Raw genomic sequence first — 20,812 nt, forward strand, 5'->3', positions numbered from 1 at the left:
CGGGCCGGGACAGCACGCCCGCCCCGGCCCGGTGGGCAGGCGTCGGTCAGGTGCCGGCCCCGGTCAGCCCCGTCGGCGCCTCGACGACCTGGCTGGCCGGTGGCCGGGACACGGACACGGGCGTGCCCCAGTCGGAGTAGACGACGCTCATCGGCCCGAGCGTCGGGCTGACCACCGTGGTGTCGACCCCGAGCTTCTTCAACCGGCCCTGCTCGTCCACGGTGGCGGTGAACGGCACGGCCTTGGCCTTGTCGCTCAGGTCCGCCAGGGTCTTGCTGTCGGCCATGCTCTTCGAGTAGTCGAGGGTGCCCACGAAGGTGCCCGGACCGATGCGCCGCACCTCGACCACGGCGTCGAGCATCTTCCTGACGCCCACCGGGTCGTCGGCGGGCATCAGCCCGAGCTGCCCGCCCGAGCCGAGGCTGCGGGTGTCCAGGTGCAGCCACTTCCCGGACCCGCCGGTCGCCGCGCCGAGCTGGCCGCCCATCTTGACGTACGCGTCCCGGCCGATCATCAGGACGCGGGTCTCGCCGGCCGTGCCCAGCTCCATCGTCATGTCCATGGCCGGCACCTTCGGGTCGGACAGCCCGGTCCCGCTCAACCCCGTCGAGCTGACGTGGATCCGCATGCTCTCCTCGTTGAGCCTGAGCACGGCGGCCCGCAGCTCGTCGGCCGGATCCGCGGTGGTCGCGCCCGCCGGGGCCGCGCTCGCGGCGCCGCCGTTGGCAGCCGGGGCGTCGGTCGTGGCCGGGCTGCCGCAACCGGTCACCGCGAGACCGAGGACGGCGACGTACGCGACCCCCGTGGTCGCCAGCCGTCGGAGTTTCGTCAACACGCGCTCCTCGCCAGGTTGAGGTGGGCCGGCCGGGCGTCACCGCCGCCGCCGGCCCGAGTCGGCGCTCAGCCTAGCGGCCGGCACCGACCGGCGGGCGTCGATGCCGGCGCACGTCGGACCGGCCCGTCGGTCCCCTGGCGGTAGGGTCTGGCCATGGCAGACGTGCTCACCGCCGAGGCGGTGCGAGACGGGCTGGGCGGCCTGGCCGGCTGGACGGGTGATCCCACCGGGATCAGCCGCACCGCCGAGCTGGGCAGCTTCCCGGCGGCCGTCGCGGTGGTCGACCGGGTCGCCGAGGTGGCCGAGGAGCTCGACCACCACCCCGACATCGACATCCGGTGGCGGACCCTCACCTTCCGCTGCGTCACCCACTCGGCCGGCGGGGTCACCCACCGGGACCTGGAGCTGGCGCGGCGCATCGACGACATTCTCCGGAGTGCCCGATGAGATTCGAGATCAGCAAGGTGCTCGACGCCATCGAGGGGCGGGTCTGCACCGACCCGTCGCTGGCGCGGGCCGTCCTCGACCTGGCCGAGGTGATCCGCTACCAGGACCTCGACGGCGGCCGGCCGGCGAACCTGCTCCGGCTCGGCATGGTGATCGACGCGCTCGCCCGCGACCTGGAGGAGGACAGCGTCCCGGTGTACGCGATCGTGCACCGGGCCCTGCTCTCCGACGCCGACCTCACCTCCAACGAGCGGATGGTGGTGCGCCGCTGGGCCGACGACGGCCTGGTGGAGGTGCTCGACCACCCGGGCGACCGGATGCTGGAGGTCGCCGACCTGCTGGGGCTGCCGGTGCTCAGCCGGGCCCGCTTCGACGGCCTGCGCGGCCGGTTCCCGTGGACCGTCGAGCAGCCCGGCCGGGTGCTCGCCCCGGTGCCCGGCGCGGGCGGGCCGGTGTTCATCGCCCACGTCGGCGGCGGCAACGTGCCGGTCGCCGGCACCCGCTCGGCGACGGGGGAGAAGCTGCTCGCCCGGCAGTGGCGCTGCCCCGAGCCGGGCTGCGCGCTGTTCGGCGGCGGCGGGGGTGGCGGCGCGTTCGCCGACCTGGCCCGGGTCGAGCGGGCCCCGGCCGGGCAGCCGCCGCCCTCCCTGCGCGGCGGCGTGCCGACCTGCCCCCGGCACGGCGCGCGGCTCGGCGACGCCGGGCCCCGGCCGCGCACGGAGGTGCTGGCCGTACGCATCGGCGGGCTGATCCGCCGCCGGTTCGTGCTCACCGAGGAGCAGCCGGTGCTGGTCGGGCGCGCGCCGGAACAGCAGGGCGGGATCGTGCTCGGCCAGTGGCTCAACGACGAGGCGCGGCGCTGGATCAGCCGTGGTCACGTCCGCTTCGAGCTTCGCGTCGGCGAGGTGATCGTCACCGACGTGAGCACCAACGGGTCGGGGATCCGCCCCGGCGGCTCGATGACGGAGGCGGACCGGATCGCGCTCAAGCCGCAGCAGTCGCGGGTGTTGTCCGCCGGGGACATGGTCGAGCTGTATCCGGGGGTGCAGGTCGGCCGCGCCGACGAGCTGCCCTCGGGTGCGCCGTTCACCCCGACCTCGGTGATGGCCGAGGCTCCGACGATGGCGATGCGCCTGCCCCGGCCCTGAGCCGGGTGCGCCGGCGGGCGCCGGGCCGTGGCCCGACGCCCGCCGACGTCGTACGGTCAGTCGGCCAGCACGGCGGCGAGCTGGGCGACCGCGTGGTCGATCTCCTCGGCGGTGATGACCAGCGGCGGGGCGAGCCGGATCGTGGAGCCGTGGGTGTCCTTGGCCAGCACGCCACGGGCCATCAGCCGCTCGCACGCCTGCCGGCCGGTCATCAGCGCCGGGTCGATGTCGAGGCCGGCCCAGAGCCCCCGGCCCCGCACGGCGACGAGGCCCCGGCCGACGAGGCCGCGCAGCCCGGCGTGCAGCCGCTCGCCCAGCTCCGCCGACTGGCGCTGGAACTCGCCGGTGGCCAGCAGCCGGACGACCTCGGTGGCCACCGCGCAGGCCAGCGGGTTGCCGCCGAACGTCGAGCCGTGCTGGCCGGGCTGGAGCACCCCGAGCACGTCGGCGTTCGCGGCGACCGCGGAGACGGGCACGATGCCGCCGCCCAGCGCTTTGCCCAGCAGGTACATGTCGGGCACGACGTCGTCGTGGTCGCAGGCGAACGTCGCCCCGGTGCGACCCAGGCCGGACTGGATCTCGTCGGCGACGAACAGCACGTTGCGCTCGGTGCAGACCCGCCGTACGCCCGGCAGGTAGCCGCCCGGCGGCACCACGACGCCCTGCTCGCCCTGGATCGGCTCCAGCAGCACGGCCACGGTGTTGTCGTCGATCGCCGCCTCCAGCGCCGCCAGGTCGCCGTAGGGGACCACGGTGAAGCCCGGCGTGTACGGCCCGAAGTCGGCGCGCGCGTCCTCATCCGTGGAGAAGCTCACGATGGTGGTCGTACGCCCGTGGAAGTTGCCCTCGGCCACCACGATGTTCGCCTGCCCGGCCGGGACGCCCTTGACCCGGTAGCCCCACTTGCGGGCCACCTTGATCCCGGTCTCGACGGCCTCCGCGCCGGTGTTCATCGGCAGGACCATGTCCTTGCCGCACAGCTCGGCCAGCTCCCGGCAGAAGTCGGCGAACTGGTCGTGGATGAACGCCCGGCTGGTGAGGGTCAGCCGGTCGAGCTGCGCGTGCGCGGCGGCGATCAGCCGGGGGTGCCGGTGACCGAAGTTGAGCGCCGAGTATCCGGCGAGGCAGTCCAGGTAGCGCCGCCCGTCGACGTCGGTGAGCCAGGCGCCCTCGGCGGAGCTGACCACCACCGGCAGCGGGTGGTAGTTGTGCGCGGTGTGGCGCTCGGCGTCCCGGACCGCCCCCGGCGTCCGCAGCATGTCTTCCACGATCACTTGCTCGCCTTTCCCTGACGGAGTCGCAACGTGCAGCACTTCGGTCCGCCGCCGGCCTTGCGCAGCTCGGACAGGTCCACCCCGATGGTCTCGTAGCCCCGGTCGCGCAGTTGCGCGGCCAGGCCGGTGGCCTGCTCGGGCAGCACCACGTGCCGGCCGTCGCTGACGGCGTTGAGGCCGAGCACCTCGGCGTCGGCGGCGGTGGCGTGGACGGCGTCGGGGAAGAGGCGGCGCAGCGCGGCCCTGCTGCCGGGCGAGAACGCCTCCGGCAGGTACGCCACGGTGCGCTCGTCGAGCACGGTGAGCGCGGTGTCCAGGTGGTAGAAGCGGGGGTCGACCAGTTGCAGGGTGATCACCGGGTAGCCGAAGACCTCCTGGAGCTGGGCGTGCGAGGCGTGCGCCGTGCGGAACCCGGTGCCGGCGAGCAGCACGTCCCCGGCGAGCAGGACGTCGCCCTCGCCCTCGTTGACGTGCTTCGGGTCGTGCAGCTCGAAGCCCGCGGAGGCGAACCAGGCCCGGTAGGCGGGGGCCTCGTCGGCGCGCTGCGGGTCGCGGAACTGCACGGACATCGCCTTGCCGTCGATCACGGTGCCGCCGTTGGCGGCGAAGACCATGTCGGGCAGGCCGGGGACGGGCACGATCTCCTCGACGGTGTGGCCCAGCTCGCGGTAGACCTGCCGGAGCCGCTCCCACTGCCGCACGGCCAGCCCGGCGTCGACGGCGGCGGTCGGGTCCATCCAGGGGTTGATCGCGTAGTCGACGGCGAAGTACGTCGGCCGGCACATCAGAAAGCGCTGGCTGGTGGCGTCCATCGTCACTGTCCTGCTCCCATGGGTCGGGCGCGCCCGGCCACCTTCGGCCCACGGGCTGGCGCCGTTGCCCAACGGTATGCGGGCACAGCGACGACATCCACCGCCGGAAGTTGCGTCGCCCGACGATTCGTTGCGTCTCGGACCCCGAGGGCGGCGATGTGTTGCGCTGTCGCCGCCCCCGCGCTTGTCCGGCCGTCTCCTCCGCCGCTGGCGACTGCCGCCGTCACACGGTGGGCGTCGTGCCCTCTACGCCCAGGTGCACCCGGTGGTGGTGGGGCGCGTCGATCTCGTCGAGCAGGGCGAGGGCCAGATCCGGGTAGGTGATCCGGCTGCCGGCGTCCCCCGAGGCGAACCGGTAGCCCCCGGCGGGCTGGCCGGTGTGGTCGAAGTCCCCGGCCGGGCTGAGCACCAGCCAGTCCGGCGCGCCCTCCGCCCGGCGCAGCGCCTCGTTGCCGGCACCGTGCCCCAGGCAGAACGCCCGGTACTCCTGCGGGTAGCCGGGGGTGTCCAGCAGCAGGGCCCCGGTCTCGGTGGGCAGGACGGCGGCCAGCCCCACGACCACCAGCCGGCCCACCCCGGCCCGCCCCAGCCCGGCCGCGAGCGCGCGGGCGGCGGCCGGGAAGAACACGTCGGCCGGTACGCCCAGGTCGGCGGCGGCGTGCACGGCCGCGTCGTGTCCGGCCGCCAGTTCGGCGACCCGCCCCGCGTCGGTGACGTCACCGGCGGCGACCCGGACGCCCCGCTCGGCCGCCAGGGCGGGGTGGCGGGCCGGGTCCCGCACCACGGCGGTCACCTCGTGACCACGCGCCCGCGCCTCGGCCACCACGGCCCGGCCGGCCCGGCCACCGGCCCCGAAGACGACGATCCCACTCATCGACGTACCCCCTCGCTCCGGTCGCCCCGCCGGCGACCTCGCAGCGACGCTAGCCGGGGGGCCGGTTACCGCCCGGATACCGATTACGGTGAGTGTCATGGCGACGCCACTGGACCCGGAGATGTTCGACCCGCTCTGCCCGTCGGACCTGTCGCCGTTCCGGTTCGGCGACAAGTGGGGCGGCATGGTGATCCGCTGCCTGGAGGGCGGCCCCCGGCGCTTCTCCGAGCTGCGGGTGCCCCTGCGCGGGGTCAGCGCCAAGGCCCTCACCGCCTCGCTGCGCCGGCTGGAGGCCAGCGGCCTGGTGCGCCGCTCGGAGCAGCCCGGCCCGCCGCGTCGGGTCGAGTACGCCCTCACCGCGCTCGGCCGCAGCATGCTCGGCCCGATCGAGGCCGTCTGCGCGTGGAACCGCGAGCACTGGGACGAGCTTCTCGACGCCCGGGAGGGCGTCGCCCGCCGGGACTGAGGCGGGGACCCGGGGGCGGGGCCCACCCCGGGGGTGCCACCCGGGCATGCTCGCCGGACATGCTTCGGGGGCGGCGAATCGCCGCCCCCGAAAAGGTGTGCCCGGCCGGTGAACCACCGGAGTGGTCGGGCTGCCGGCGAGTCGCCGGGTCGCACAGTCCCGGTGCACCACCGGGTCCCACAGTCCCGGCGCACCGCCGGGGTCGAGCATCCCCGGTGCACCACCGGGTCGATCAGGGCCGGCGCACCGCCGGGTCGAACTGTGCCGGCGTACCGCCGGCGGGGTCCAATGTGCCCGTCAGAGGCGATCGACAAACTGTGAGTCGAGCCACTCGCGCAGCCGCTGCACCCAGTCGCCGTCCGTGGTGGGCCAGACGAACTGCCCGGTCATCGCCAGCACCCCGAGCACCACGGCGGCCACGCCGAAGGCCATGCCCAGCAGCGCGTCCGTCTTGCCCGCGATGTGCCGGCGGCGGGTGGCGAGCAGGCCGAACACCGACAGCACCGCGCCCAGCGCGCCGACCGCGATGCCGTACCCGGCGAGGGTGCCGGTCAGCACGGCGGCCAGCCCGGCGACGCCGACGACCAGGCCGAGGGTGGCGAGCAGGCTGGCCCTCGGCTTCGGCCCGGCCACCACCGGCACCGGCTCCCGCTGGGTCTCGGCGTCGGCGTCGACCCGGTCGGCCGGCAGGGGCCGTTCGGTGGTGCGGTCCCGGTCGGCCGGCAGCGGCCGTTCGGTGGTGCGGTCCGTCGCCGGTGCGGCCGTGGGAGCCGCCGGCAGGGTCCGGGAGGCACCGCGTTCCCGGTCGGCGGCCCGCTCCGGGTCCGGGGAGTCCACCGTGGGCGCGGCGGTGGCCGGGCGGCGCAGCTCGCCGTCCGGGGTGCGGGCGGTGGCCGCGCGGGCGGTGGCGGCCCGGGCCAGGGCCCCCCGCTCGGCGGCCCGTCGCTCCACGTCGGAGGCCCGCTCGCCGTCGGTGGCGGTCGCGCTGCTGCGGTACGTCGTCTGCTCCCCGCCCCGGTCGGTGACCACCGGCTGCCCGTCGGGGCGGCCGTCGGTGCCGGACGCGACGGTTCCGTCGCGCTCGTCAACCCGGCCGTCGCCGTTGCTGTCGTACGTCGTCGCCGGCTCGTTCCGGCGGGACAACAGCGAAGGAATCTTCACCTCATCACCTCCTGATGAACGCGTGGAGACCTCGGAAGCGCCGGTGGCAGCCACGCGGTAACGCCACCGAGGTACCCAGCCGCCGATCCGGCGACACCCGGTTCACCCGATCGGGGGCCGCCTCGCGGGAGTCGTGTCCGGGGAAGGCGTGGGTGTGAGCGCGGCGGATTGCCTTGTGAGTCGTGACGCCTGCGAGTGTCGGACAGTCGATGCACCTGCCGGTGCCGAACTCAGCGGGCGATCATGAGGCTGCCTGGCCTGGGCCATCGTTTGAGTGCTTCTCGTCAACACAGGGTGGGACGAGGGGCGGGTGGATCCGCTTCGCAGGCCCGACACGGTACAGCCGTGCAGGTCTTCCCCCGCTCGTCTGGTTCTGGCCCGTCGGCTCGATGAACCCACTCGTGTGGAGAGCCTTCCGATGGAAGTTTCGGGCGTCCAGCGGCGTGCCCCAGATGATCTCGTAGACGGTGCGCAACTCGGTGATGGTGAATTGCGGGCCACAGAAGTCGGTAGCGATAGGAGTGTGTTCCAACAGGTTCCGCGCTGCGTGGCGTGCGTCCTCCAGGATCTGCCTGTGGTCGAAGGCCAACTGCCGCATGAGCCGATCGTCGATGGTCACCCAGGTAGCCCGTCGGACGTCGTTGTTCTTTACTTCCGAGGGCGTCTGCGTCTGCGGCAGGTTCGGTGCGATGGCCAAGAAGACGGTGGTGATGACTCGGCCCCGGGGGTCCCGCTCGGGGGCGGAGTACGTCTTCAGTTGGCGGAGCGGGAAGGTGCCGGAGTCGAGGCCGGTCTCTTCTCTGAGCTCGCGGCGGGCGGTGGTTTCGAGATCCTCTCCGGGCCTGACGAATCCGCCCGGCAGCGCGAGCATGCCAGCGAACGGGGCCTTAGCTCTCTCGACGAGTGCCACTTGCAGGGTGTGCTCGCGTATCGTCAGCACGACGAGGTCGGCGGTTACCTTCACGTTCTCCCGGGGGCGGCTGCCAGGAGGATCGATCAGGCCGCCAGGCTGGCTGCGCTGCTCGTGAATCATTCGGCGCGGCGCTCCCCTGTCTTGTCCGTTGCGGGCAAACCGCTTCGCTTCAGCCGAGACATGACCTCGGCTGGGCTGAGGATAGCGTCGGGTGCGATGTCGATTGGCACGTCCTGTGGCGTCTCAGAATAGTAGATCGGGATTCCTCTGTCGAGGATGGACCCCAACTCCAGACATGTTGCTCGACCGACGTACCCCTGCGGTGCGACCACGTAGACGAAGTCGGATGCGTGGATCTTTCTGGTTGTCTCCGCCTGGATGGAATGGTCCGTGGACTGAGGTGGATCGGATTCAAAACGAACGTATTCGCTGTCTGGATTGACGATTCGACAGATCGGGGGGGAAAGCACACGGACCCCTGCGGATTCGAATATCTCCGCAGCCCGGACCACGTCCGCGTAATGCCGTCGAAAGCTGCCGATCAACGACACGGAGATGCTGTCGTTGTGGTTGTCGGCGGTCGTCACGGGCAATCTCCCGTCTGGTGTTCTCTCTTGTCCTGTCCGGGGGTGGTGGTCCCCGAAGCCGGGGACCACCACGGGTTCGGATGCTGTCGTCGTGCCTGGGCGACGTGCTGGGTCAGATGACCAGGAGCACGATCACGATGATCAACAGCATGCAGACGACGGTGCCCTTCGCCGCGACCGTCACGGTCATCGAGTCCATCATGGCTTCCTCCCTTCCTGGTCGTCGTACGGGCATTAAGTGGCGCGCGACCGCTGCTCAATCTGGGAGTGGCGTTTGCCCACCGCTCCCGTGGCCGCGCATGTCACAACTTTGCCCCCTTCCGGACATGCAGCGCAACGGCTGGAGGGCTCTCATGGGTGCCGAGCAATGGAAGGGTCTATTGCGTCGTCGTGACGGTATTGTCCCCGGCGGTCGGTTCACGTGCAGGTGACGTTTTATTCGCCTGTCGGATCCTGGTGCACGTCAGGGCGTTTCTGGCGCTGGCCCGCGCGCTCCTCGCGGTTGTTGCCGTAGCGTATTGCGTAGCTGTGACGCAAAGGGATGTTCGCGCATCGAGTCTCGCGCCGTGCCATCCCGCATAGTGGGAGGGTCGTGACTCGATGGCCTTCTCATCGCTGTGACGCAATGCCATACTGGTGAGAGCGGCCGCCCAGTATCCATCTGCGGCGCGCCTCCTGGCTTGTTCAGTCGTACGGGCAGCCATGGCAACGGCCTCCGTGTTTGCCCACGGGGGCCGTTGAGTTGTCGGCTATCGTCGTGGCCGGTTCGCACCGCCGGGCAAGCCCTCGGTCACTGTTCGGATGCGCGGCCGTCCTGGCCGACACGCTACCGTTGCGACGTGCCAGAGGGACACACCATCCACCGCCTCGCCGCCCGGCACGCCGAGCTGTTCGCCGGGGCCGAGGTGCGGGCCACCAGCCCGCAGGGCCGCTTCGCCGACGGCGCGGCCCTGCTCTCCGGCACCGTCCTGGAGGGCACCGAGGCGTACGGCAAGCACCTGCTGCACCACCACGCGAACGGGCTGACCCTGCACGTGCACCTCGGCCTGTACGGCAAGTTCGCCGACGGGTCGGGCGAGCCCCCGCCGCCCGTCGGTCAGGTGCGGCTGCGGCTGACCGGCGACGGTTCGCGGACGCGCTCCGGGCCGGAAGCGTCGCACCACGGGCACTGGCTGGACCTGCGCGGCCCGAACGCCTGCGAGCTGCTCACCCCGCCCGAGGTGGCGGCGCTGCGCGACCGCCTCGGCCCCGACCCGCTGCGCGCCGACGCCGACCCGGCCCGCGCGTACGCCCGGATCTCCCGCAGCGCGACCCCGCTCGCGGCGCTGCTGCTCGACCAGTCGGTGGTGGCCGGCACCGGCCTGATCTTCGTCACGGAGGCGTTGTTCCGGGCGGGCCTGTCGCCGCTGCTGCCCGGCCGGGAGCTGACCCCGGCCCGGTGGCGGGAGCTGTGGGCGGACCTGGTGCACCTGATGACCCGGGCCGTCGAGGCGGGCCGGATCGACACCGTGCGGGACGCCCACCTGCCGGAGGCCACCGGCCGCGCGCCCCGGGTGGACCGGCACGGCGGCGAGGTCTACGTCTACCGCCGCCCCGGCCAGCCGTGTCACGTCTGCGGCGACGAGGTGCGCCGGGGCGAGCTGGCGGGCCGCAACCTCTACTGGTGCCCCACCTGCCAGCCCGGCCGGGCCTGATCCGCCGCCGCTCAGGCGAGGTCGAGCAGCCAGCGGACGATCTCGGCGTGCTCGGTGAACACGACGTCATCGGTCATGCTCCAGGCCAGCGTGTGCCCGATCGCCCAGCCCAGCACCCGCTCGCGGTCCAGGCCCAGCTCGCCGGTCAGTTTGTCCAGCCGCCGCCGCAGCGCCGCCGGGGAGTGGCCCAGCTCCTGGCCCCGGACGATCGCCACCACGCCGAACTCGCGCTCCCCGACCAGCGGTTTCGGGTCGATCACCAGCCACGGCTCGCGGGTGGCCCGCAGGATGTTGCCGGCGTGCAGGTCCTGGTTGACCAGCACCTGCTCGCCCTGCGTGTCGACCAGCTCGGCGAGCCGGCCGAGCGCGGCGTCGAGCAGCCGGCGCTCGAACGGCCGGCCGAGCCGCTCCCAGCGCACCGGCAGCCGCTCCGACCAGCCCGCTGCCTCCTCGGCCAGCGGCGTGAACGGCGCGCCGACGGGTCGCCACAGCCGGGGCAGCAGCCCGGCGACGACGTCCAGCGCCTCGTCGAGCGTCACCTGCGGCGCTCCGTCCCGACCGACGGCGTGCAGCTGCGTGCCCGGGTCGCAGCGCTCCACCAGCAGCGCCCGCCGACCCGGGTCGTGGGCCAGCAGCCGGGCCGCCCCGTCGCCCGCCCAGCACGCCAGGGCCGTGGCCTCGTGCATGCTGTCGGCGTCGGGAAGCTGGAGCTTGAGCACCGCCCGGGTGCCGTCGGGCAGCTCGACCGGCCGCGCCAGGGAGGCGAACGCGTACGGGAAGGGCGGGCCGGTGAGCCGCAGCCCCCACTGCTCGACGCAGTCGGCGAGCCGGCCCGGCAGCGCCGCCAGCCAGGCTCGGCCGAAGGGCGTCCGCCGCAACCAGCTCAGCCGCTCGGGGATCTCCAGCTCCGTCTCCATCGGACCATCCTGCCGCACCGCCGCTGCGCGCCAGGGACCGCTCAGCGCAGCCGGCGGATGTCGCCGTACGCCCGGTAGAAGCCGCCCCGGCCCGCCTCGCGGACCTCGGTGACCAGGTAGCGCGCGCCCGGCTCGCGGATGCCCTTGGGGAACTGCACCGACCAGTCCCGCCGGTAGCCGTCGGAGAGCACGTGGACGCGCAGCCGGCCGCCGTCGTCGACGCACTGCACCACCACGCCGCCCCGGTCGTCGGTGACCACCTCCACGGTGGTCCATGCCGCCGGCTCGGGCTGCCGGGCGGGGGCCTTGACGTCCACCACCTCCGGCACGGTGCCCGCCTCGGCGGCCCGGATCGCCGGCTCGCTGGCGTCGATGCAGGCCAGATAGCCGCTGGTGGTGACCACGTAGAGCCGGTCGTCGTGGAACTGCATCGAGTAGGCCGAGCCGCAGCCGGTGCCGAGCTTCCACAGCCGGTTGCCGGCCGCGTCGAAGCAGTAGATCGACGACTGGTTGTCGCCGGCGAAGACATACCGGCCGTCCTCGGCGGTGGCGCACGAGAAGACCGGGGCGTCGCAGCGGTAGATCTGCTCGGCCCGCCCGTCCTTGCGCAGCCGCACCACCTCGCGGGTGCCGGTGCCGGCGAACACGGCGTCGCGCTCCTGCCAGCCGAACAGCACCGACCCGGTGCGGGTGTGCCACAGCTCCCGGCCGGTGCGCCAGTCGTAGCCGGTGACCCCCTGCGAGTGGCCGTGGTAGAGCGCGTCGGCGTCGCAGCGCACCATCCACGCCGCCCGGCCGCGCCCCGGCCGCCGCCACAGGAACTCGTCCTCGTGGTCGATCGCGGCGATGCCGCCGTCGGCGTCGGCGACGCCCAGCACCCCGTCGTGGATGTCCAGCCAGTAGATGTCGATGTCGGGGGCGATCGCGTACGCCACCCGGGGCACCTTGCCGGACAGGTCGTAGACGTTGCCGTCGTCGCAGCCCGCGTAGAGCCAGGCGTCGTCGGCGACGATGCACTTCACCCCGTCGGGCAGGCGGACCTGGTCGAGCACCCGGGCGTCGTGGTCGAGGGTGGTGATCACCCCGTGCTCGTTGCCGACCATGCAGTGCCGCCCGTCGACGAAGATGCCGAACGCGGGCGCGCCCGAGGCGTACCGCCACAGCACGGGGGCGGTGCGGGCCGTCGAGCGGGTGCTGACGATCTGCCGCCGCGACACGGGCCGCTTCTGGCGGACGCCGGGCACCGCCGGGGCGTACCCCTTGCGGACCTTCTCGCCGATCTTCTTCGCGGCGGCGGCGCGGGCGCGCGCGTTGTCCGGGTAGGTCGTGGTCTTCACCTGGCCCTGGTCGCCGATCCGGCCGTAGCGCAGCGTCAGCGCGGTGTCGTCCACCACCACCTCGTAGAACTTGTGCGCCGCACCGTCCGCTTCGGACAGTTCGAGGTAGGTCGTCTCCTGCGACATGGTGATGCCTTTCGAGGGGGTGGGGCGCCGGACCCGGCACCGCGACTGCGCCCACACGCTAACCGCGCCCCCCGACACTCACCCCTGGTGCAGGGCGTCGACCGCCTTGCGGGCCGCGATCAGCACCGGGTCCCACACCGGCGCGTACGGCGGGGCGTAGCCGAGGTCGAGGGCGGTCATCTCGTCCACCGTCATCTCGTTCCACAGCGCCACGGCCAGCGTGTCGATCCGCTTCGCCGCCTCGGACCAGCCGACGATCTGCGCCCCGAGCAGCCGCCCGCTGGACCGCTCGGCGATCAGCTTCACCGTCATCGTCCGCGCCCCCGGGTAGTAGCCGGCCCGGTTCGTCGACTCGGCCCGCACCGACACGAACTCGAACCCGCTGGCCGCGGCGTCCCGCTCGCGCAGGCCGGTGCGCCCCACCTCCAGCTCGCAGACCTTCGTCACGGCCGTGCCGATGACGCCGGGGAACGTCGCGTACCCGCCGCCGAGGTTGATCCCCGCGACCCGGCCCTGCTTGTTGGCGTGGGTGCCCAGCGGCACGTGCACGGGCAGCCCGCTGACCCGGTGCAGGGTCTCGACGCAGTCGCCCGCCGCCCACACCCCCGGCACCCCGGGCACCCGCATCCGCCGGTCCACCCGGATCCCCCCGGAGAGGCCGACGGGCAGGCCGGCGGCCTCGGCGAGGGCGGTGTCGGGGCGTACCCCCAGGCCCAGGACCACGACGTCGGCCGGCAGCGGCCCGTCGGCGGTGACCACCGCGGACACCCGCCCGGCCCGGCCGTCGAGCCCGGTCACCTCGACTCCGGTGCGGATGTCGATGCCGATGCCGCGCATCGCGTCGGCGACCAGCGCCGCCATGTCGGGGTCGACGGTCGCCATCGGCTGGTCGGCCTGCTCGACGAGGGTGACCGACAGGCCGCGCTGGATCAGCGCCTCGGCCATCTCCACCCCGATGTAGCCGCCGCCCACCACCACCGCGCGGCGCGGCGCGGGCTCGGCGTCCAGCCACGCGCGCAGCGCCGAGGCGTCGTCGAGGGTCTGCACGCCGAAGACGCCCCGCACCTCGGGGTCGGCCCAGTCGGGCCGCTTCGGCACCGCCCCGGTGGCGTACACCAGCTCGTCGAAGGGCTCGCGGACCTCGCCGCCGCCGTCGAGGTCGCGGGCGACGACCTCCCGGCGGGCCAGGTCGATCGCGGTGACCTCGTGCCGCAGCCGGACGTCGATGTCGAAGTCGGCGCGGAAGGTCGCCGGGTCGCGGGCGATGAGCTGGTCCCGCTCCGGGACCACCCCGCTGATCCAGTACGGGATGCCGCACGCCGAGTACGACGTGAAGTGCCCCCGCTCGAACGCCACGATCTCCAGGTCGGACCGGTCGCGGCGGCGGCGCGCCTGGGAGGCCGCCGCCATGCCGGCGGCGTCCCCGCCGACGACGATCAGCCGTTGCGCCACGACGACCATCCTGTCACGCCGCGCCCCGCCCCGGGCCGGTCCCGGCGGTGCGGGCGTCCGTCCCGGCCCGGTGCGGGATCCCGGCCGCCACGCTCAGCCACGGGTCTGCCGGGCCACGTCCCGCACCACGTCGACCAGGCTGCCGGTGCGCGCGAAGACGGCCCGCTGCCGCGCCGCCCCGGTGCCGTGCCGGCGCAGCCCGCCCAGCAGGTCGGTCACCTCGGCCAGGTCGCCGTGCCGCTCCAGCGCGGGGGCGAGCCGCTCGACGAGGGCGTCCAGCAGCTCCCACGCGGGGCGCAGCTCGCCGTCGGTCAGGTCGACGCCCGCACCCTCCAGGCCGTCGTGGGCGGCCCGCCAGTGCGCGGCCACCAGCAGGTGGTGGTCGGTGCGGATGGGCGGCCGGCCCTCGGCGATGTCGGTCATCGCGGTCGCCACCAGGGCCCGGACCAGGGCGGCGACCAGCACCGCGTCGTCCACCGAGGGGCAGACGTCGCCGATGCGCAGCTCCACCGTCGGATACTTCGCCGACAGCCGGGCATACCAGTAGAGCATCCCCTCGTCGAGCATCACCCCGCTGGCGATGAGCTGCCGGATCAGCCGCTCGTAGTGCTCGTGCGACTCCAGGTACGGCGTCGGCGCCACCGACGGCCAGCGTTCCCACTCCACCGAACGCCAGCTCGCGTAGCCGGTGTCGACCCCGGCGGAGAACGGCGAGTTCGCGGTGGCCGCGTGCAGGATCGGCAGCCAGGGCCGGACATGGTTGAGCACCTGCACCCCGGTCTCCGCGTCCGGCACCCCGACGTGCACGTGCATGCCGTTGTTGCCGGGCCCCGGCACCAGCAGCCGGAACCGATCGATCATCCGGTCGAAGCGGGGCTTGTCGACCACCGGTGGCACGGGCCCCTCGACCGGGCCCGTGCCGATGGCCAGCACCCGTACGCCGGCGCGCTCGGCGGCGTCGGCCAGCGCCCGGCGCAGCACCCCGAGGGAGTGCCGGATCGACGACAGCTCCAGCCCCGGCGGGCTGCCGATCTCGATCTGGCTGGTCTGGAACTCCCGCTCCACCTGCCCGCGCAGCTCCGCCGGCACCTGCTCCATGACCAGGTCGACGGCCGGCACGGCGGTGCCGGTGTGCGGGTCGACGAGCAGGAACTCCTCCTCCACGCCGACGGTGAGCAGGTCGGTCCCGCCCTGGGCGGCGTCCCGTTCCCGCTCGGCCACTGACCCGCTCATCGCACTCACCGTCCGTTCCGTGCCGGTCGCGGTACCGCGCCGCGACGTCGACGGCGCATTACCCACCGTGTCGGCGCGGGGAAACGCCCACCCGCGTGTCGGGTGTAAGGAAGGGCCCCCTGTTAACGCTTCCGGTAGAGAAGGGAACCCCTCTCACCGGAGATGTTCGCCGGGTGGACGGCACCTCCTACCCTGGCCGGCGTGACGGGGCTGCTGCTGGCGGTGACGGGGGCGTGGGCGTACGCGCTCACCCACCTGACCCTGCTCGCGGACCGCCCCGCCGAGGTGCTCGCCGGGGCGGCCGTCGCCGCCGTCGTGCTGCTCACCGTGCTGCTCGCCGGGCGGCCCTCCGCGGCGGCCGGCCCGCCGAGGCGGGGCGTCGGCCGGGGCGCGGGCCTGCGCGAACGTGCCCGCCGTCGGGGCGTGCCCCGGCAGGTCGACCCGGACGCCGCCGGCCGTCCCCGCCCCCGCGCGCCGGGCCTGGCCCCCTCGGCCGGGTAGCGCCCCCCGGACGCGTCCGCCCCCGCCCGCCCGCCGGGTGGACCAGGGCGGCAGCCCGTCGTCCCCTGTCGCCGCCCGGCCGGTTCCGCCGTGGTCCCTCCCGCCGCGCCCCTCTCCGGGGCCGCAGCCGGGACCACGAGACGTCGTCCGTCCCGCCGCGCCCGCCACGGGCCGGCCGGACACCACCGGAAACCGGACCGAGGGGTCACCATGCTCGCCTTCGCACCACTGCACGCCGCCGTCGGCGTCGCCGCCGACACCGTCACCTGGCTCGCCGGCACCCTGCAGCCGCTGACCGGCGGGGCCGCCACGGCCGCCGCCATCGTCCTGTTCACGATCGCCGTCCGCCTGCTGGTCTCACCGCTCACCCTGGCCCAGGTCCGTGGGGAGCGGCGCCGCGCGGCCCTCGCCCCGCAGGTCCGCGATCTGCAACGCCGGTACGCCGACGACCCCGCCCGCCTGCAGAGCGAGCTGTTCGGGTTGTACCGGTCGGCCGGGGCGAGCCCTGTCGCGGGCTGCCTGCCGGCGCTGCTCCAGGCCCCGTTCTTCCTGGTGATGTACCGGCTGTTCAGCACCGGCGAGGGCAGCACGGGCGGCGGGACCGGCGACGCCGGCACCGGCCTGTTGGCCGAGCGGCTGGCCGGGGTGCCGCTGGGCTGGCACCTCTCCGACGGGCTGGCCGGTGCGGCGGGCCCGCTGTTCGGGGCGCTGCTGGCGGCGCTGGTGGCGCTGGCCTGGTGGTCGTCGCGGCGGGCCCGGCGCGCGGCGGCGGCCGGCACCACCCCGAGCGGCACCACCCCGAGCGGCACCGCCCCGAGCGGCACCGCCCCGAGCGGCACCACCCCGAGCGGCACCACTGTGGCCGGCGGCGGCACCACGGCCGGGGGCACGGGCACGGCCGGCGGCGGTGCCACGGCCGACGGGGCGGTGCCGGCCGTGCTCGGGCGGGTGCTGCCGCTGCTGCCGTACCTGACCGTGGTGGTGGCGCTGGTGGTGCCGCTGGCGGCGGTGCTCTACCTGGTCACCACGACGGCGTGGACGGCCCTCGAACAGGCGGTGCTGCGTCGCCCGCAGGTTTCCGCCGGCCAGCCCCTGGACAGGAACAGTTAACAGTCCTAATAATAAGCGCCAACGTTGACGGATGTGAATGCCGTCCGGGCGTGGAGGGCTGCATGAGGCGTACCCGAGCACTGATTTTGACCCTGGTGACCGCGTGCGCGGCGACCGTCGGGGCGGCCTGGGTGGCCCTGCCGGCGTTCGCCGCCGGGGCCACCGCGACCTTCGTCAAGACCGCCGACTGGGGCACCGGCTGGGAGGGCAAGTACACGATCACCAACGGCGGGGCCAGCACCCTCTCCGGCTGGGCGGTCACCTTCGACCTGCCGGCGGGCACCACCCTCGGCAGCTACTGGGACGCGCTGCTGACCTCCTCGGGCCAGCGGCACACCTTCACCAACCGGTCCTGGAACGGGACCCTCGCCCCGGGGGCGAGCACCTCGTTCGGCTTCCTCGCCACCGGTTCCGGCAGCCCGGCCAACTGCCAGCTCGACGGCGCCCCCTGCGGTGGCGGCCCCACCCCGACCCCGACCGGCCCCACCCCGACCCCGACCGGCCCCACCACCCCGCCGGCCACCACCGCGCCCCCGACGACCCCGCCGGCCACCACCCCGCCGGCCACGACACCCCCGCCCACGACCGCCCCGCCCACCGGTGACCAGCCGAAGCACCTGCTCACCGGCTACTGGCACAACTTCGACAACCCGGCGGTCGAGCTGCGGCTGCGCGACGTACCCGCCGAGTACGACCTCGTCGCGGTCGCCTTCGCCGAGGCCACCGCCACCCCCGGGGCGGTCACCTTCGCCGTCGACCCCGGCCTGTCCGCCGCCCTCGGTGGCTACTCCGACGCCGAGTTCACCGCCGACGTGCAGGCGCTGCGCTCGCGCGGCAGGAAGGTGATCCTCTCCGTCGGCGGCGAGACCGGCCGGGTCGCCGTGAACGACGCCGCCTCGGCCACCGCGTTCGCCGACAGCACGTACGCGCTGCTGCGGCGGTACGGCTTCGACGGCGTCGACATCGACCTGGAGAACGGGCTCAACCCGACGTACATGGGCCAGGCGCTGCGCGCCCTGCGGGCCAAGGCCGGCCCGTCCCTGATCATCGCCATGGCGCCGCAGACCATCGACATGCAGTCCCCGGCCGCCGGCTACTTCAAGCTGGCCCTCGACATCCGGGACATCCTCACCGTCGTCAACACCCAGTTCTACAACTCGGGGGCGATGCTCGGCTGCGACCAGAACGCCGCCTACCCCCAGGGCAGCGTGAACTTCATCGTCGCGCTCGCCTGCATCCAGCTGGAGGCCGGGCTGCGCCCCGACCAGGTCGGCCTCGGCCTGCCCGCCGGGCCCGGCGCGGCCGGCGGCGGCATCGTCGCCCCGAGCGTCGTCAACGCCGCCCTCGACTGCCTGGCCAGGGGCACCAACTGCGGCAGCTTCCGCCCGCCGCGCACCTACCCGGGCATCCGGGGCGCGATGACCTGGTCGATCAACTGGGACGTCAGCAACGGCAACGGCTTCGCCCGCACCGTCAAGCCGCACCTGTCCACCCTGCCCTGACCCCCTGCCCCACCCCCCCCACCCCCGGTCTCTGGAGGCCACTGTGAAACTGCGCGCCCCGACACTGCGTACCCCCCGCGCGGCGACGTTCGCCGCCGCGCTCGCCGCCGCCGTCGTCGCGGCCACCCTCGCGGCCCCGCCGGCCGCGTCGGCGGCCACCGCCACGTTCGTCAAGACCTCAAGCTGGAGCAGCGGGTACGAAGCGAAGTTCACCGTCACCAACAACACCTCGGTCGGCATCGGCTCCTGGAACGTCCAGTTCGACCTGCCCGCCGGCACCACCCTCGGCTCCTTCTGGGACGCCACGATGAGCGCCTCCGGCCAGCACGTCACCGCCGTCAACGCGTCCTGGAACGGCACCCTCGCCCCGGGGGCGAGCACCTCGTTCGGCTTCGTCGTCGCCGGCACCGGCGACCCGACCAACTGCACCGTCAACGGCGGCTCCTGCACCGGCGGCGGCACCCCGTCCGGCCCGGCCACCCCGGGCGGGCTGCGGGTCACCGGCACCACCGCATCGTCGGTGTCGCTGGCCTGGAACGCCGTCTCCGGCGTGACCGGCTACCGGGTGTACGAGGGCAGCGCCGTGCGGGCCACCGTCACCGGCACCTCGGCGACGGTCTCCGGGCTGGCCACCTGCTCCGCGCACAGCTACACCGTCGCGGCGTACAACTCCTCGGGTGAGTCGGCGAAGTCGGCCGCCGTGTCCGCCACCACCTCCGGCTGCACGGGCGGGAACGGGCCGATGGCCGCCGCGCCGTACCTCTACCCGGGCTGGGGCGACCCGCCCGCACCGGCGACGGTCATGGGCGCGACCGGCGTCAGGTGGTTCACCATCGCGTTCGTCCTCTCCGGCGGCGGCTGCACCCCGGCGTGGGACGGCACCGGTCCGCTGACCGGCGGCGCGCACGCCGCCACCATCGCCGCGATCCGGGCGGCCGGCGGCGACGTCATCCCGTCCTTCGGCGGCTGGAGCGGCAACAAGCTGGGCCCGAACTGCTCCTCGGCCAGCGCACTCGCCGGGGCGTACCAGCAGGTCATCAACGCGTACGGGCTCAAGGCCATCGACATCGACATCGAGAACAGCGACGAGTTCGAGAACGAGGCGGTGCAGGACCGCATCCTCGGCGCGCTGAAGATCGTCAAGCAGAACAACCCGGGGATCAGGACGATCGTCACGTTCGGCACCTCGACCACAGGCCCGTCGTACTACGGCACCCGGCTGATCAACCAGGCCGCCGCACTCGGGGCGAACATCGACACGTTCACGATCATGCCGTTCGACTTCGGCGGCGGCGCGAACATGTACCAGAACACCGTCAACGCCGCCGAAGGGCTGAAGACCGCGCTGAAGAACGCGTTCGGCTGGTCCGACGCCACCGCGTACGCGCACATGGGCATCTCCGGCATGAACGGCCTGTCCGACCAGCAGGAGCTGACCTCCCCGGCCACCTGGACGCAGATCCGCGACTGGGCGAAGGCCCGCGGCCTGTCCCGGTTCACCTTCTGGTCGGTCAACCGCGACCGGCCGTGCCCCGGCGGGGGAGTGGTCGCCAACTGCTCCGGCATCGCCCAGGACACCTGGGAGTTCACGAACATCACGGCCCGGTACTGAGCCGCCCGGTACTGAGCCGCCCGGTACTGAGCCGCCCGGTACTGAGCCGGGACGGCCCGCGCGGGCCCGCGCGCGGTCAGCGGCCGGCGGTCACCGACTGCCGGTCGCGCCGCGCGCGGCGGCGGCGCACCTTCTTCGCCGCCCAGCTCACGACCATCACCCCGAAGACGGCGAAGATCGCGTAGTTGAACCAGCTGCTGTAGCGGTCCACCTCTTCCCAGCGCGACCCGAGCGCGAAGCCGGCCCCCACGATCAGCGCGTTCCACACCCCGCTGCCCAGCGTGGTCAGCAGCACGAACTCGCCCAGCGGCATCCGGTTCGCCCCGGCCGGGACCGACACCAGGCTGCGTACCACCGGGACCACCCGGCCGATCAGCACCGCCCACCGGCCGTGCCGTTCGAACCAGCGGTCGGCCTTCTCCAGGTCGTCGCGGTCGACCAGCGGGATGTGGTCCAGCCACCGCTTCAACCGCTCCTCGCCCAGGGCCGCGCCGAGCCAGTAGAGCACCAGCGCCCCGAGCAGCGAGCCGACCGTCGCGGCGACGACGATCAGCACCACGTTGAACTGGCCCTGCGAGGCGAGGTAGCCGGCCATGGCCAGCACGATCTCGCTGGGGATCGGCGGGATGATGCTCTCCAGGGCCACCAGCAGGGCCACCCCGACCGCGCCGAGCGCCCCGATGACGTCGGCCACCCACCCGGTCAGCCCGGTGAACTGCGACGGTTCGACGTCCTGGGCGAGGGCCATGGGTGTCCTTCCGTGGAGCCGCGGGAGCGGACCTGGGTGGGGCCGCCGGGGGGATCGGGAGGT

20 protein-coding genes are annotated in these 20,812 nt (G+C 73.9%); 8 read left to right on the forward strand and 12 right to left on the reverse strand.

All coding sequences use genetic code 11. The features are described from left to right. Positions 1 to 46: 46 nt before the first annotated feature. Positions 47 to 832, reverse strand: coding sequence for a hypothetical protein (locus tag LPA42_RS16775; protein ID WP_144082697.1), 786 nt, complete (start codon positions 830 to 832; stop codon positions 47 to 49). A 156-nt stretch (positions 833 to 988) separates the two neighbouring features. On the opposite strand from LPA42_RS16775, the gene LPA42_RS16780 reads away from it, so the two are divergent. After that, complete coding sequence (locus tag LPA42_RS16780) at positions 989 to 1,282, forward strand: 4a-hydroxytetrahydrobiopterin dehydratase (protein ID WP_043965956.1); 294 nt, start codon at positions 989 to 991, stop codon at positions 1,280 to 1,282. Beyond that, positions 1,279 to 2,430: an FHA domain-containing protein gene (locus LPA42_RS16785; protein WP_043965959.1), complete on the forward strand. Its 1,152-nt coding sequence runs from the start codon at positions 1,279 to 1,281 to the stop codon at positions 2,428 to 2,430. Before LPA42_RS16780 ends, LPA42_RS16785 begins: the two co-directional genes overlap by 4 nt. A gap of 56 nt (positions 2,431 to 2,486) precedes the next feature. On the opposite strand, the gene rocD is transcribed toward LPA42_RS16785, so the two are convergent. The 3 genes from rocD to LPA42_RS16800 all read right to left on the reverse strand — a co-directional run bounded on the left by rocD (position 2,487) and on the right by LPA42_RS16800 (position 5,390). After that, on the reverse strand, positions 2,487 to 3,701 hold the full coding sequence (gene rocD, locus LPA42_RS16790; RefSeq protein WP_198956631.1) for an ornithine--oxo-acid transaminase: 1,215 nt from the start codon (positions 3,699 to 3,701) through the stop codon (positions 2,487 to 2,489). Then, positions 3,701 to 4,516, reverse strand: coding sequence for a dimethylargininase (gene ddaH, locus LPA42_RS16795; protein WP_198956630.1), 816 nt, complete (start codon positions 4,514 to 4,516; stop codon positions 3,701 to 3,703). The genes rocD and ddaH overlap by 1 nt, the downstream gene beginning before the upstream one ends. A gap of 223 nt (positions 4,517 to 4,739) precedes the next feature. Beyond that, entirely contained in the window at positions 4,740 to 5,390 is a 651-nt protein-coding gene (locus tag LPA42_RS16800) for an NAD(P)-dependent oxidoreductase (protein ID WP_228986671.1), read from the reverse strand. Positions 5,391 to 5,487: 97 nt separating this feature from the next. Between LPA42_RS16800 and LPA42_RS16805 the strand changes: the two genes are divergently transcribed. Continuing rightward, entirely contained in the window at positions 5,488 to 5,856 is a 369-nt protein-coding gene (locus LPA42_RS16805) for a helix-turn-helix domain-containing protein (RefSeq protein WP_228986672.1), read from the forward strand. 297 nt (positions 5,857 to 6,153) lie between these two features. Here LPA42_RS16805 and LPA42_RS16810 read toward each other — a convergent pair whose 3' ends face one another. From LPA42_RS16810 to LPA42_RS16820, 3 genes are all read right to left on the reverse strand, one after another. Next, positions 6,154 to 7,017: a DUF4383 domain-containing protein gene (locus tag LPA42_RS16810; protein WP_228986673.1), complete on the reverse strand. Its 864-nt coding sequence runs from the start codon at positions 7,015 to 7,017 to the stop codon at positions 6,154 to 6,156. Between the two features lie 241 nt (positions 7,018 to 7,258). Continuing rightward, positions 7,259 to 8,050, reverse strand: coding sequence for an NUDIX domain-containing protein (locus tag LPA42_RS16815; RefSeq protein WP_077938495.1), 792 nt, complete (start codon positions 8,048 to 8,050; stop codon positions 7,259 to 7,261). Continuing rightward, the gene (locus tag LPA42_RS16820) at positions 8,047 to 8,517 is read right to left on the reverse strand and encodes a hypothetical protein (RefSeq protein WP_144082698.1); all 471 of its coding nucleotides are present in this window, start codon (positions 8,515 to 8,517) and stop codon (positions 8,047 to 8,049) included. The genes LPA42_RS16815 and LPA42_RS16820 overlap by 4 nt, the downstream gene beginning before the upstream one ends. Positions 8,518 to 9,356: 839 nt before the next feature. Between LPA42_RS16820 and LPA42_RS16825 the strand changes: the two genes are divergently transcribed. Further along, positions 9,357 to 10,211, forward strand: a complete 855-nt coding sequence (locus tag LPA42_RS16825) for an Fpg/Nei family DNA glycosylase (protein ID WP_077938496.1) — start codon at positions 9,357 to 9,359, stop codon at positions 10,209 to 10,211. Between the two features lie 11 nt (positions 10,212 to 10,222). Here LPA42_RS16825 and LPA42_RS16830 read toward each other — a convergent pair whose 3' ends face one another. The 4 genes from LPA42_RS16830 to LPA42_RS16845 form a co-directional block, all read right to left on the reverse strand. Further along, entirely contained in the window at positions 10,223 to 11,128 is a 906-nt protein-coding gene (locus LPA42_RS16830) for an aminoglycoside phosphotransferase family protein (protein WP_077938497.1), read from the reverse strand. A gap of 41 nt (positions 11,129 to 11,169) precedes the next feature. Next, complete coding sequence (locus LPA42_RS16835) at positions 11,170 to 12,591, reverse strand: WGR domain-containing protein (protein ID WP_077938498.1); 1,422 nt, start codon at positions 12,589 to 12,591, stop codon at positions 11,170 to 11,172. Positions 12,592 to 12,669: 78 nt separating this feature from the next. Beyond that, positions 12,670 to 14,043, reverse strand: coding sequence for an FAD-dependent oxidoreductase (locus LPA42_RS16840; protein WP_077938501.1), 1,374 nt, complete (start codon positions 14,041 to 14,043; stop codon positions 12,670 to 12,672). A gap of 93 nt (positions 14,044 to 14,136) precedes the next feature. Continuing rightward, complete coding sequence (locus LPA42_RS16845) at positions 14,137 to 15,285, reverse strand: glutamate--cysteine ligase (RefSeq protein WP_096761676.1); 1,149 nt, start codon at positions 15,283 to 15,285, stop codon at positions 14,137 to 14,139. 192 nt (positions 15,286 to 15,477) lie between these two features. Here LPA42_RS16845 and LPA42_RS16850 point away from each other — a divergent pair, with 192 nt between their 5' ends. The 4 genes from LPA42_RS16850 to LPA42_RS16865 all read left to right on the forward strand — a co-directional run bounded on the left by LPA42_RS16850 (position 15,478) and on the right by LPA42_RS16865 (position 20,001). Then, positions 15,478 to 15,777: a DUF6412 domain-containing protein gene (locus LPA42_RS16850; RefSeq protein ID WP_228986674.1), complete on the forward strand. Its 300-nt coding sequence runs from the start codon at positions 15,478 to 15,480 to the stop codon at positions 15,775 to 15,777. Positions 15,778 to 15,987: 210 nt separating this feature from the next. Further along, positions 15,988 to 16,887 carry a membrane protein insertase YidC gene (locus LPA42_RS16855; RefSeq protein WP_077938503.1) on the forward strand — a complete coding sequence of 300 codons (900 nt, stop codon included), beginning with the start codon at positions 15,988 to 15,990 and terminating at the stop codon, positions 16,885 to 16,887. A 62-nt stretch (positions 16,888 to 16,949) separates the two neighbouring features. Beyond that, positions 16,950 to 18,389 (forward strand): chitinase, encoded by a 1,440-nt coding sequence (locus tag LPA42_RS16860; protein WP_228986675.1) that lies wholly within the window; start codon positions 16,950 to 16,952, stop codon positions 18,387 to 18,389. Positions 18,390 to 18,432: 43 nt separating this feature from the next. Continuing rightward, positions 18,433 to 20,001 (forward strand): cellulose binding domain-containing protein, encoded by a 1,569-nt coding sequence (locus LPA42_RS16865; RefSeq protein WP_077938504.1) that lies wholly within the window; start codon positions 18,433 to 18,435, stop codon positions 19,999 to 20,001. A 76-nt stretch (positions 20,002 to 20,077) separates the two neighbouring features. Here LPA42_RS16865 and LPA42_RS16870 read toward each other — a convergent pair whose 3' ends face one another. Beyond that, positions 20,078 to 20,749: a DedA family protein gene (locus tag LPA42_RS16870; RefSeq protein ID WP_043965979.1), complete on the reverse strand. Its 672-nt coding sequence runs from the start codon at positions 20,747 to 20,749 to the stop codon at positions 20,078 to 20,080. Positions 20,750 to 20,812 lie beyond the last annotated feature (63 nt).

Source organism: Micromonospora sp. DH13, assembly GCF_020873825.1.
In the GTDB taxonomy this organism is placed as follows: domain Bacteria; phylum Actinomycetota; class Actinomycetes; order Mycobacteriales; family Micromonosporaceae; genus Micromonospora; species Micromonospora haikouensis.